The 12141-nt window shown below is 67.3% G+C and carries 12 protein-coding genes and 1 pseudogene; 7 read left to right on the forward strand and 6 right to left on the reverse strand.

Annotated elements, in window-relative coordinates; all coding sequences use genetic code 11:
- Positions 1-36: 36 nt before the first annotated feature.
- Positions 37-1008 (forward strand): alpha/beta hydrolase, encoded by a 972-nt coding sequence (locus CA234_RS14355; protein ID WP_126002023.1) that lies wholly within the window; start codon positions 37-39, stop codon positions 1006-1008.
- Positions 1009-1053: 45 nt separating this feature from the next.
- Here CA234_RS14355 and CA234_RS14360 read toward each other — a convergent pair whose 3' ends face one another.
- Positions 1054-1743 carry an SDR family NAD(P)-dependent oxidoreductase gene (locus CA234_RS14360; RefSeq protein WP_126002010.1) on the reverse strand — a complete coding sequence of 230 codons (690 nt, stop codon included), beginning with the start codon at positions 1741-1743 and terminating at the stop codon, positions 1054-1056.
- 97 nt (positions 1744-1840) lie between these two features.
- Between CA234_RS14360 and CA234_RS14365 the strand changes: the two genes are divergently transcribed.
- Entirely contained in the window at positions 1841-2755 is a 915-nt protein-coding gene (locus CA234_RS14365; protein WP_126002011.1) for a LysR family transcriptional regulator, read from the forward strand.
- A 22-nt stretch (positions 2756-2777) separates the two neighbouring features.
- Here the strand turns inward: CA234_RS14365 and CA234_RS14370 are convergent, their stop codons facing one another.
- The 3 genes from CA234_RS14370 to CA234_RS14380 form a co-directional block, all read right to left on the reverse strand.
- A complete protein-coding gene (locus CA234_RS14370) occupies positions 2778-3494 on the reverse strand; it encodes an SDR family oxidoreductase (RefSeq protein WP_126002012.1) in 717 nt (238 codons plus the stop codon).
- A 47-nt stretch (positions 3495-3541) separates the two neighbouring features.
- Complete coding sequence (locus CA234_RS14375) at positions 3542-4216, reverse strand: peroxiredoxin-like family protein (protein WP_125972322.1); 675 nt, start codon at positions 4214-4216, stop codon at positions 3542-3544.
- A gap of 113 nt (positions 4217-4329) precedes the next feature.
- Positions 4330-5229, reverse strand: coding sequence for a LysR family transcriptional regulator (locus CA234_RS14380; protein ID WP_126002013.1), 900 nt, complete (start codon positions 5227-5229; stop codon positions 4330-4332).
- A gap of 115 nt (positions 5230-5344) precedes the next feature.
- Between CA234_RS14380 and CA234_RS24380 the strand changes: the two genes are divergently transcribed.
- Genes CA234_RS24380 through CA234_RS14390 form a run of 3 tightly spaced genes read left to right on the forward strand, consistent with a single transcriptional unit; the run spans position 5345 to position 7237 of the window.
- Complete coding sequence (locus tag CA234_RS24380; RefSeq protein ID WP_164521822.1) at positions 5345-5500, forward strand: hypothetical protein; 156 nt, start codon at positions 5345-5347, stop codon at positions 5498-5500.
- A complete protein-coding gene (locus tag CA234_RS14385) occupies positions 5493-6113 on the forward strand; it encodes a glutathione S-transferase N-terminal domain-containing protein (RefSeq protein WP_126002014.1) in 621 nt (206 codons plus the stop codon). Before CA234_RS24380 ends, CA234_RS14385 begins: the two co-directional genes overlap by 8 nt.
- A gap of 23 nt (positions 6114-6136) precedes the next feature.
- Positions 6137-7237 (forward strand): alkene reductase, encoded by a 1101-nt coding sequence (locus tag CA234_RS14390; RefSeq protein WP_126002015.1) that lies wholly within the window; start codon positions 6137-6139, stop codon positions 7235-7237.
- A 53-nt stretch (positions 7238-7290) separates the two neighbouring features.
- On the opposite strand, the gene CA234_RS14395 is transcribed toward CA234_RS14390, so the two are convergent.
- Positions 7291-8172 carry a LysR family transcriptional regulator gene (locus tag CA234_RS14395; protein WP_241213513.1) on the reverse strand — a complete coding sequence of 294 codons (882 nt, stop codon included), beginning with the start codon at positions 8170-8172 and terminating at the stop codon, positions 7291-7293.
- Between the two features lie 356 nt (positions 8173-8528).
- Between CA234_RS14395 and CA234_RS14400 the strand changes: the two genes are divergently transcribed.
- Positions 8529-9299, forward strand: a complete 771-nt coding sequence (locus CA234_RS14400; protein ID WP_126002017.1) for an enoyl-CoA hydratase/isomerase family protein — start codon at positions 8529-8531, stop codon at positions 9297-9299.
- Positions 9300-9356: 57 nt separating this feature from the next.
- Positions 9357-10211 (forward strand): alpha/beta hydrolase, encoded by an 855-nt coding sequence (locus CA234_RS14405; RefSeq protein ID WP_125972309.1) that lies wholly within the window; start codon positions 9357-9359, stop codon positions 10209-10211.
- 313 nt (positions 10212-10524) lie between these two features.
- Here CA234_RS14405 and CA234_RS14410 read toward each other — a convergent pair.
- Positions 10525-11737: pseudogene (locus CA234_RS14410) on the reverse strand (integrase arm-type DNA-binding domain-containing protein).
- Between the last annotated feature and the right edge of the window lie 404 nt (positions 11738-12141).

A 12141-nucleotide genomic window follows, 5' to 3' on the forward strand; every position in this document is an offset into this window, starting at 1 on the left:
GGGTATCCAAGTCCTTCGCTCAAGGAGCAGACCATGATGAACGCACTCGCCGCCGGCACGCTTGCCGCCGCTCTCGCTTTCGGCACACCCGCTGCGCATGCCGCCGAGCCCGCAAGCCGGGCTACCGTGCAGGCGCCGGAAACGGTACTCCACTACCGCACGGCCAAGATACAGGGCCTCGACATCTTCTATCGCGAAGCCGGCCCCAAGGACGCGCCGACCGTGCTGCTGCTCCACGGCTTTCCGAGCTCTTCCTTCCAATATCGCAACCTGATCCCCGCGCTGGCCACGCGCTACCATGTGATCGCGCCCGACTATCCCGGCTTCGGCCAGTCGAGCGCCCCCGATCACACCCAGTTCGCCTACACCTTCGCGCACCTGACCGACGTCACCGAGGCGCTGCTCGATCAGATCGGCGTCACCCGCTACACGATGTACATCCAGGATTATGGCGCGCCGATCGGCCTGCGCCTGGCGCTGCGCCACCCGGACCGCGTCGCCGGCCTGATCGTCCAGAACGGCAATGCCTATCTCGACGGCATCCAGGACTTCTGGAAGCCGGTGCAGGCGCTCTGGGCCGATCCCAGCCCCGCCAATCGCAACGCGCTGCGCAAGGTGGTGACGCCGGAGATCACCAAGTGGCAATATCTGAACGGCGTGTCGGACCCCAGCCGGGTCGACCCGGATACGTGGGGTCACGACCAGGCGCTGCTCGATCGGCCGGGCAATGACGAGATCCAGCTCGACCTGTTCTATGATTATCGCACCAACCTTGCGCTCTATCCGCAATTCCAGGCCTTTTTCCGCACGCGCAAGCCGCCGATGCTGATCGTATGGGGTGCCAAGGACGAATGCTTCGTCGTCGCCGGCGCCAAGGCCTATCTGCGCGACAATCCCCAGGCCGAACTGCACCTGATCGACTCCGGCCATTTCGCGCTGGAGGACAAGGCCGACGAGATCGTGCCGCTGATCCAGGACTTTCTCGGCCGCACGCTGCCCGCCCGTTGATACTGGAGATCGGCGGCGACCGCCGGGCCGCCGCCGATCCCGGTCTCACCAGGGAATGCGCCGGTTGAACCGGTCGACATAGCGGAGCCCCGGCTCGCCGCGATTGGCCTCGATCATGTCGACGACCAGCGGGATGCTCTCCTCGATCGACAGGGCGGCATCGCTACCGCCCATGTCGGTCCGCACCCAGCCCGGCGCAACCAGGAGCAGCACATGCCCGTCGCCTGCATGCTTTGCCGCATAGCCCTTCATCAGCATGTTGAGCGCGGCCTTGCTGGAGGAATAGAGCTGCCAGCCGCCCCCCGCGTGCTCGATGCTGCCCAGCTCGGAGGTCATGACCGCAATCGTCCCGCCCGCGGGCACCAGGTCGCGCAGCAGTTCGGCAGCACGGACCGGCGAAAAGGCGTTGGTGAGCATCATGTCGAGGAAATCGGCTTCGTCGGCGGTGGCGGGGCTCGCCTCGATCGCGCGCGCGATGCCGGCGTTGACGAACAGCACGTCGAGCCGCCGCCCGTCCAGCCGCGCGCGCAACGTCCGCACTGCGTCCGCCGCGTTGATGTCGACCTGCTCGATCGCGAGGGCATCGGGATAACGACGCGCGAGCGCGTCGAGCCCCTCGGATGCGCCGCGCGCCGTCGCGATCACCCTCCAGCCGCGGCCGAGCCATTCCTCGGCAAGGGCGAGCCCAAGCCCGCGCGATGCGCCGAGAACAAGGGCAGTCGATTCTTCCGTCATGCGATCCTCCTCAAAACACCCCATCGCTATGGCGCGGCAACTCCGGCGGGCGTAGCGCCGTTCCGTCCAGACATTCCGGATAAGGAGTCATGGAACCATGGGGTATGACGGACGGCTGCTCTCGGGTGTGACGGTGCTGATGGCGGTAGTGGAGGCCGGCACGATGACCCGCGCTGCCGAGGCGCTGGGGCTGACCCAGTCGGGCGTCGGACGCGCCATCCAGCGGCTGGAAGCCCGCGTCGGCGTGCGGCTGCTCGACCGAACGACGCGCAGCCTGCGCCTTACCGACGAAGGGCGGCGGTTCTGGGAACAGGTGGGCCCGCATCTCGAAGGGATCGAACAGGCCGCGCTCGAAGCCGCCGGCAGCAGCCAGCGGGTCCGCGGCAGGTTGCGGGTCAACGTCGATCCGTTCTTCTCGCGGCTGGTGCTCGCGCCGGCGCTGACCGCGTTCCTCGCCGCGCATCCGGAGCTGCGGCTCGAATTGCTGATGCGCGAGCAGATCGGCGACTTGGTCGCCGACGGGTTCGACATGGCGCTCCGCTTCGGCGAGCTGCCCTCGGCCGGGGTCACCGCGCGCAAGCTGCTGGAGACGCGTATCCTGACCGTGGCCTCGCCCGCCTATATCGCCGCGCAGGGCCGCCCGGCCGACCCGCGGGAACTGATCGACCACGCCTGCATCGACTATCAGGATCCCCGCAGCGGCCGCCCCTTCGCCTGGGAATTTCGACGGGGGGATGTGGTGCTGCCCGTCCGCCAGCCGGCGCGGCTGATGGTCTCGGACGTCGACACGATGATCCGCGCCTGCTGCGGGGGTGCGGGAATAGCGCAGATCCTCGAACTGGGCAGCCGCGACCTCCTGGAGCGCGGCGCGCTGGTCGAGCTCTTTCCGGACTGGCCGGGCGAAACCTTCCCGCTCTACGCGCTGTACCCCACCCGCCAGCATCGGCCGGCCAAGGTGCGCGCGTTCACGGACTGGTGCCTGCAGTTGCTTCGCCAGCGCACCGCCCCCTGAGTGCAGACGGCACCATGCTGTCTTAGAACGCCGCCTTGCCGATCGAGGCGCCGCCGTCGACATGCAGCGTCTGGCCGGTGATGAAGCCGGCATCGTCGGAAAGCAGGAAGGCGATCGCCGACGCGATCTCGTCCGGCCAGCCCAGGCGACGCATCGGCACCTGCGCCAGATAGCGCTGCTCGCCGCTGCTGCCCACGGGATTGTTCTCGCGGAACAGCGCAGTCTGGGTGGGACCGGGCGACACCGCGTTCACGGTGATGCCGGTGGTCGCCAGTTCCAGCGCCCAGCTGCGGCTGAAGCTGGCCAGCGCGGCCTTGGCAGCGGCGTAGGCGGTGCGCTCGGGCGCGCCGAGTACGGTCAGGCTGGTGATGTTGACCACCCTGCCCCAGCCGCGCTCGATCATCCCCGGCAGCAGCGCCTGCACGGCCTGCAGCGCGGGGTGGAGGTTGACGCGCAGCACCTCCTCCAGCACGGGCAGTTCGACGGCGCCGAGCGGCTGGGGGCGCACCAGCCCGACATTGTTGACCACACCGTCGAAGCGGAAACGGGCGAGGAGCTCGCGGAGCGTCGCCTCGGTCGCCTCCGGATCGGCGAGGTCCGTCAGCACCAGCGTGCCGGGAAAGTCCGCCGTCGAGCGGCGTGCGAGGCCGACAACCTGGTGGCCGCTTCGATGGAGGCGCTGGGCGAGCGCAAGGCCGATGCCCTTGCTGGCACCGGTGACGAGAAAGGTACGCGACATGGGACTGCTCCCGAAAGGCCCGGCCGCCGGCGCGGCCGGGCGGAGGGTCAGGCGGAAAGGGCGACGGCGCGGCGGAGCGCCGGGAGCATGTCCTCGGGCTCGGGGCGGCGGGTGTAATCCGGGTTCACCTCGGCATAGAGGATCGTGCCATCCTGGCCGATCACGTAGCGGGCCGGCATCGGCAGGGTCCAGCTGGGGTCGCCGTTGAACGCGGGCAGGTCGTTCTTGAGGCTCTGGTAAAGTTCGACCAGATAGTCGGGAAGCGCGAAGCGGAGGCCGAACGCGGCGGCGACATCGTTATGGGTGTCCGACAGGATCGGGAAATCGAGCGCATTCTGGCGCACCGACTTGCGGCTGTTCACCGCGGTCTGCGGCGAGATGGCGACGAGGTTCGCGCCCAGTGCCTGGAACGCCGGCAGCGCTTCCTGCAGCGCCTGCAGCTCCATGTTGCAATAGGGACACCAGGCCCCGCGAGAGAAGCTGACGACCAGCGGCCCGTTGGCGAGCAGCGCCGACGAGGAGACGGGATTGCCGTCGGGATCGTTGAGGGTGAAGGCCGGGGCCTTGTCGCCGGCCTTGCGCGCCTCGGCTGCGGCACCGCTGGCGATCAGCTCCGCCGTCGCGCGGCGCATCGTTGCGATCACCGAGGGCGGCACGTTGTAGGGCGGCTTGCCGGCTTCGAAATCGGCCTTGAAAGCATCGAGCTTGGCTTGGAGAGTCATGGGGGTGGTCCTTGTCCGTAGTGGCAAGGCACAGATGCGCCACCGCACCTCGCCGGTGCAGCCGCGCCCGGCGACTAACGTCCATTCCTCCGGGGAATGAGCAGCCGCCGCTGCTAGTTTGGCGATGTAGCCTGGTGGCCCGCCATGGCTGCCTCGACAAAGGCGGCGAACTGGCGCGCCTTGGCGCTCGCCATGCGCCCGGCCGGGAACACGGCCCAGAGGTCGATCGGCGGCAGCGTCCAGTCCGTCAGCACCCGGCGGACTTCCCCGCTCGCCAGTTCGGACCAGAACATCCAGTCCGACGCGATGGTCAGCCCCATGTCGCTCAGCACCGCGGCGCGCAGACCCTCGGCCGCACTCACGCGCACCCGGCTGCGCACCGTCACCGACGCTTCGGTGCCGTCGCGCTGGAACGACCAGATGTTGGAGAGCTGGCTGTACAACACGGTATCGTGCGCGGCGATGTCGGCCGGGCTTTGCGGCGCGCCGGCGCGGGCGAGATAGCCGGGCGTTGCCAGCACCGAACGGCGCCCGGTCGCCAGCTTGCGCGCCACGGCGGAGGAATCTGGCAGCGCCCCCATCCGCAGCGAGACGTCGATGCCCTCGGCAATCAGGTCGATCACGCGATCGTCGAGGATCACGTCGATCTCCAGTTCGGGATGCTGTGCCAGGAAGCGCGGCAGCAGCGGCACGACATGCAGCCGCGCGAAGGTCGTGGCCGCCGAGACCCGCAGGCAGCCGGAAAGGCCCGCCCCCGCCCCGCGCGCGGCAAGCTCGGCCTCGTCGGCCTCCTGGATGGCGAGCTTGGCGCGCTCGTAGAAGCGCTGCCCCGCCTCGGTCGGGGTAAGGCCGTGGGTCGAGCGGATCAGCAGGCTCACCTGCAGCCGGCCCTCCAGCTGCGCGATCGTCTTGGATACCGCCGGCTGCCCCACGTTGAGATGCCGCGCCGCCGCCGAGAAGGAGCCGGTCTCCACCACCCGCACGAAGGTGGCCATTGCCTGATATCGGTCCACGTCATTCCTCCTCGGAATGGACGTTATCGCGCAGGCGCGGCTGCCATGTCCACAACAGAAGAGGCATTTCGTCGACACGTCTTCGGATCCGCCGAGGCGAACAAGGAGACCGTCGATGCTGACATGGCTAATGCGGACCAGCGCCGCACCCGCGGTCCTCGACGGGCTGCTCGCCTACCAGAGCACCGGTAGCCCGATCCCGGCGCTGGTCGCGATGGCCGCCCCGCTGCTCCGGGCCCGCTTCAACTCCAAGGAGGACTCTCATGCTTGACGTCTATGCCTTCGCCACGCCCAACAGCATCAAGGTGCCGATCGCACTGGAAGAACTCGGCCTCGACTATGAGCTTCACGCGGTGAACATCCGCAAGGGCGAGCAGAAGCTGCCCGACTTCATCGCGCTCAACCCGAACGCCAAGGTACCGGTGCTGGTCGACAATGACCTGGTGCTAACCGAGTCCGCCGCGATCCTCGTCTATCTCGCCGAGAAGGCCGGCAAGCTGCTCCCCGCCTCGGGCGAGGCGCGGGCGCGCGTGTTCGAGCAATTGTTCTTCCACGCCTCCGGCCTGAGCCCCGCCTTCGGCCAAGCGGGCTTCTTCCAGCGCCTCGCCGCCGAGCCGCAGCCGCTCGCCATCGAACGCTTCTCCGGAGAGGCGAAGCGCACCGTCGCGGTGCTCGACGCGGTACTGGCGACACGCCGCTTCGCCGCCGGCGACGCCTTCACCATCGCCGACATCGCCCATTTCGGCTGGCTGTGGCCCCGCGAATTCGCCGGGGTCGGCCTGGAAGCCGCGCCCAACGTCGCCCGCTGGTACGCCGAGGTTGAGCAGCGCCCTGCCGTCCGGCGCGCCATCGCCCGTGTCGAGGCGCTGGTGCCGGTCGCCTGAAGCCCCATCGAAAAGGAAGTCCCATGTCCAAATTGTTCACACCGGTCCGCGCCGGTGCCCTTTCGCTCGGCCATCGCGTGGTCATGGCCCCGCTCACCCGCATGCGCGCCGATCCCGGCGATCGCCCGAGCGCATTGATGCGCGAATACTATACCCAGCGCGCGTCCAAGGGCGGGCTCATCGTGTCCGAGGCAACGCCGATTTCGCGGCAGGGCTATGGCTATGCCGGCGCGCCGGGGATCTATGACGATGCCCAGATCGAGGGCTGGCGGGCGGTGACCGACGCCGTCCATGCGAAGGGCGGGCAGATCGTGCTGCAGCTGTGGCATGTCGGCCGGCAATCGCATCCGGACATCCAGCCGAACGGCGCGGCGCCGGTCGCGCCCTCAGCTATCGCGGCGGCCGAGGGCTATGGCTATGCCACGCACGGCCCGGTCCCGTTCAGCATGCCGCGTGCGCTGGAGCGGGACGAAATCCCGGCGATCATCGCCGAGTTCGGCGCGGGCGCGGCGCGGGCCCGCGCCGCCGGGTTCGACGGCGTCGAGATCCACGGCGCCAATGGCTATCTGCCGGATCAGTTCCTGCAGGACGGCACCAACCGCCGCACCGACGACTATGGCGGACCGATCGAGAACCGCGCGCGCTTCCTGCTGGAAGCGACGCAGGCCGCGATCGATGCGTTCGGTGCCGATCGCGTCGGCGTACGGCTGAGCCCCAGCGGCACCTACGGATCGATGTTCGACAGCGATCCGCAGGCGACCTTCGGCTATGTCGCGCGGAAGCTCGATGCACTGGGCATCGCCTATCTCCACGTCGTCGAGCCGCGCATCAAGGGCACGGAGCTGATCGTCGAAGCCGAACCGGTCGCGGTGCGCCACCTTCGGCCGCTGTTCCGCGGCACGATCATTGCGGCAGGTGGGTTCGACGGCGTCGGCGCCAAAGCGCTGCTGGAGGCCGGGGATGCCGATGCGGTGGCGTTCGGCCGCGCGTTCATCGCCAATCCCGACCTGCCCGAGCGGCTGCGGCTCGGCCTGCCGCTCAACGCCTATGACCGCGCGACCTTCTATGGTGGCGATGCGCGCGGCTACACCGACTATCCGTTTCACGACCGCGCCGCGGCATGAACCAGGTGCGCAGGCTCTTCCCGCAAGGGCCTGCGCACCCGTCCTGCCCCGGCTCAGCCGAGCCGCGCGGTCCGGAAATACTGCTTCACCGCCTCGATAAACACGCGGAGGTTGGGCGAGGCGGATCGCTGGCCCTGGAACAGCAGGTGCACCGGGACGGGCGGCGGCTCCTGGTCGACCAGCAGCCGCTTCAGGCGTCCCGCGGCGATATCGTCCGCCACCTGGTAGGAGAGCGCGCGCGTGATCCCCATCCCCAGGCACGCCGCCTGGATCGCTGCGTCCGCGCTGTTGACGATCAGCCGCGGTTCGAGCCGGAGCGCCGGGCGCCCGGCAGCGCCGAAGCGCCATTCCCCCGGCGGCCCGGCCAGCCCGTCGAAATGGATCAGCCGGTGCGCGGCAAGCTCGGGGACGCTGGTCGGCTCGCCATGCTGCGCGAGATAGGCCGGGCTCGCCGTCACCACCTTGCGGATCTCGCCGACGCGCACGGCGTGGAACGCACTGTCCGAGAGATCGGCGATGCGCACCGCGATGTCGATCCCCTCCTCCACCATCCGCACCACGCGATCGAGCAGCAGCAGGCGGATGTTGAGATCGGGATTAGCGCGGATCACCGCGTCGATCACCGGCACGATGTGGAGCCGGCCGAACACCATCGGCGCGGTGACGACCAACGTGCCGTGCGGCTTGGCCCCGACGCCGCGCACGTCCCGCTCCGCTGCGTCCAGCTCCGCCAGCGCCGCGCGGCAGCGGCCGATATAGCCTTCGCCGGCTTCAGTCAGCCGCACCGAACGGGTGGTGCGCATCAGCAGCGTCAGCCCCAGCGACTCTTCCAGGTCCTTGATCGCGCGGGTGACGGTGGAGGGCGTCATGTTCAGGCTGCGCGCCGCCTCCGCGAAGCTGCCCTTGTCGGCAACCGCGATGAACGTCCGCAACATCTCCAGTCGATCCATTTGACGCCCGCAAGAAACAGCCTCTGATGGCCCGGATTATCATCTGGATCCGCAAGGCCGCTAGAACGAAACCGATGGATTGCACGCCGTCCGCCCGGACGGCGCAGGCGTGCAAGAATGAGTTTCGACTTTTGCGCATTATCGCGCCGCCCGCGCTGCCGTAGCTAAACAGGGCGACGCCGGACACGCGATCGTCGCCAGCGCGGAGTCCGAAGCGCCCGCGCTGACCTGCCGAACAACATTTTGAAGGAACGGGCCGGGCAGCCCTTCTGTCCCGCCCCTGTCGTCGCGTCGACATGCCGTCGGCGCGCGCCCACCAGGCTCAACTTTGGAGACACGACATGGCAAAGTTCGAAATCTATCGCGACGCCTTCCCCAACGCCCGCCTCACGCGCAAGGACAATGGCGTCCTGGAGGTGGCGCTGCACAGCAATGGCGGCAAGCTGGTCTTCAACGGCCACACCCACGAGCAGTTCGTCGACCTGTTCCACCAGATCGGCGAGGATCGCGACAATCGCGTGGTGATCCTCACCGGCACGGGCGACGCCTTCATGGACGTGATCGAGCCCGACGGTTTCGATTTCTTCACGCCCCAGGGCTATGACAAGATCCTGCGCGAGGGTCGCAAGGTCCTGTCCAACCTGCTCGACATCGAAGTGCCGATGATCACCGCGCTCAACGGCCCGGTGCTGCTCCACAGCGAATATGCGCTGCTGACCGACATCATCCTCGCCACGCCCGAGACGGTGTTCCAGGACAAGCCGCATTTCGAATTCGGCATCGTCCCCGGCGACGGCATGCACCTGCTCTGGCCGCATGTGATCGGCTCGGTGCGCGGGCGCTATTTCCTGCTGACCCGCCAGGTGCTGGACGCCGCGACGGCCAGGGACTGGGGCGTGGTCAACGAGATCGTGCCCGCCAATGGCCTGCTCGCCCGCGCGCATGCGATCGCCGACGGCATCGCGGCACTTCCGCCGCTGACCAGCCGCTACACCCGCATCGCGCTGACCACGCAACTGCGCCGCCTGATCGACGAGGGCACCGCCTATGGCCTGGCGCTGGAGGGGATCAGCGCCGCCGAGGTCGCCCGCACCATGGCCGCCCAGGCCTGACCGCGAACGCCCGCCGGGCGCACCGCCCGGCGGCGCACACTACGAGAGGAGTCCACAATGACCACCATCCGCTATCGCACCGTCGACGTCGACGGCCACGTCGTCTTCTACCGCGAAGCCGGGGACCCCAGCCGTCCGACGCTGCTGCTGCTCCACGGCTTTCCTACGTCGAGCCACATGTTTCGCGACCTGATCCCGCTGCTGGCAGATCGCTTCCACCTCGTGGCGCCCGATCTGCCCGGCTTCGGCCAGACCGAGGTCAAGCCGCGCGACCGCTTCACCTACAGCTTCGATGCGCTGGCGCGGGTGATCGGGCGCTTCACCGAGGTGCTCGACCTTCAGCGCTATGCGCTTTACATCTTCGATTATGGTGCCCCCACCGGCCTGCGCCTCGCCATGGCGCATCCGGAACGGGTGACGGCGATCATCTCGCAGAACGGCAATGCCTATGAAGAGGGACTGAGCACCGGCTGGAGTCCGATCCAGCGCTACTGGCGCGATCCCAGCCCGGAAAACCGTGAGGCCCTGCGGGAATTGCTCACCCCCGCCTCGATCCGCTGGCAATATGAGCATGGCGTGCCCGACACCAGCCTGCTGTCCCCCGATGGCAGCGCGCTCGACGCCTGGTACACCGGCGGCGACGAGATCGACGAGATCCAGCTCGACCTGTTCGGCGATTATGCCAGCAATGTTGCGCTCTATCCGGCCTTCCAGGCCTATTTCCGGGAGCACCAGCCGCCCTTGCTGGCGATCTGGGGCAGGAACGATCCGTTCTTCCTGCCCGCCGGCGCCGAGGCCTATCGCCGCGACCTGCCGAACGCGGAGATACGCTTCCTCGACACCGGGCATTTCGCGCTCGAAACGCATGCACTGGTAATCGCCGACGCAATTCGCGACTTCTTGCCGAACTGAGGTCGTTGTTGGAGGCGAGTTGAAAACCCGCCTCCACACACATCGTCGACGACAGGTTTCGATGCGATCCGCCGTTCGATACACCTCTGGTGAACGTCTTAATCTGGTCGCCAGCTGCCGATCGATCGTGGGACATCTCCGGAGTTCGTAGTTGCCCAACCCGATCGCGTTTGTGCTTCGAACCCGATTTACGAAAAGGGGAGTGGGGCCTTACCCCTGGGGCTTCATTTTTGCTGCATTGCGGTAAGTGCTTATTTTGACGAGCGTATTTCGATCGGTTGGTTTCCCTTCACCGCAGGCGATTAGGCCAACTCTATCCGCGCTTTCGGAATTTCGCCTTGATCACCGCACCGCCGACCCGAAGCTGGTCAAGGTAGTCAGACCACCACTGCGCCATGCGGCCCCGCTCATCCCAGTGAGCACCTCGGTGATAGGCTGCCCGGACCCGATCCCGTTCGCCATGGGCCAACGCACGCTCGATCGCATCGGGGTGCCAAAAGCCGGATTCATTGAGCAGCGTGCCCGCCATGGCCCGGAAGCCGTGGCTGGTCATTCGTCATGCTCGAAGCCCAGGCGCCGAAGTGCGACATTCAGCGTGTTGTCGGAGATCGGACGCAACGTCGTATGCAGCGCGGGGAAAAGGAACTCGCTGGATCGCGCAAGCGAGCGCAGATCCTGGAGCAGATACAGCACCTGCCGGGAGAGCGGCACAGCGTGCGGCTGCTTCATCTTCATGCGCTCCGCAGGCACGCGCCAGACCTCCTCGGCGAAGTCGATCTCGCTCCATTTCGCTTGCCGGAGTTCGCCCGGCCGCAGGAACACATGCGGAGCGATCCGCAGTGCATACAACGTCTCCGGGCGACCCTGATAGTCTTCGATCGCCCGAAGTAATTCGCCCACCTTCTTCGGTTCAACGATCGCGGCGTGGTGCTTCACACGAGGGACGGTCAGCGCCCCCCGGAGAATGTCCGCCGGGTTCTTTTCGGTGCGCAGCGTTGCGAAGCCATAGCGGAACACGCGGCCTGCGAAGGAGCGTAGCCGCACCGCCGTTTCATGATGCCCTCGGCGCTCGGCCCGCTTCAACACGTCGAGCAACTCGTGCGGGGTTATCGCCGCGATCGGCCGCCGGCTATGCCCGCTAGCAGTTCCAGAAACCAGCGCGCCTTCTTGAGGGTGGCCGCCGGCCTCCCCTCCCGCTCCATCTTTTCGATATACTCCGTCGCGACGACCTCGAAGGTGGTCTTCGCCAGATCTGCTTGGAGACGCTTCTGCCGCTTCTCCTCGACCGGATCGATCCCTTCATCGAGTTCGGCCTTCGCCACGTCCCGAGCCCTTCGAGCCTGCTGGAGCGATACGTCGGGGAGGCCGCCGAGCGACAGCTTCCGCTCGATCCCGCAGCAGCGATAGCGGAACCGCCAGAGCAGGGCGCCGCTGGGTTGAACGAGCAGATAGAGCCCCTCCGAGTCGAAAACCTTGAAGGGCCGGGGTGCCGGCTGAAGCGCTCGAATCTGGACCACGGTAAGCATGGGACCACGGCTCCTGAAGCGTTCGTGGCTCCATGATTCGTGGCCCCTTTTGAGTGGGCCACAGCGGAGCATAATGAGGAAATATGGGACCGCGTTAGGCCCATTTTACCGCAGTTTTCCGCGGCTTTCTAACGATGTTCACTAGATGTAGTGGTGCGCTTACAGGACTCACATCTGGCGCTGTAACCCGCAGAAAATCGTGAGTTCTGGCGGAGCCTAGGATCCGTGGCCCCTTCGTGGCCCCTCAAAAAATCTGGTCCGAAACCCGGACACGAACTGAACCGCGCCGGGTTTGTCGGAGGCCCCAACTCCTGAGAGGAAGGGCCTATGACGAGCAAGACGACGAACAAGTTCTCGCCTGAGGTTCGCACGCGCGCGGTGCGGATGGTGCTGGAACACGAGAA

Source organism: Sphingomonas sp. ABOLE (assembly GCF_003950455.1).
Lineage (GTDB): Bacteria > Pseudomonadota > Alphaproteobacteria > Sphingomonadales > Sphingomonadaceae > Sphingomonas > Sphingomonas trueperi.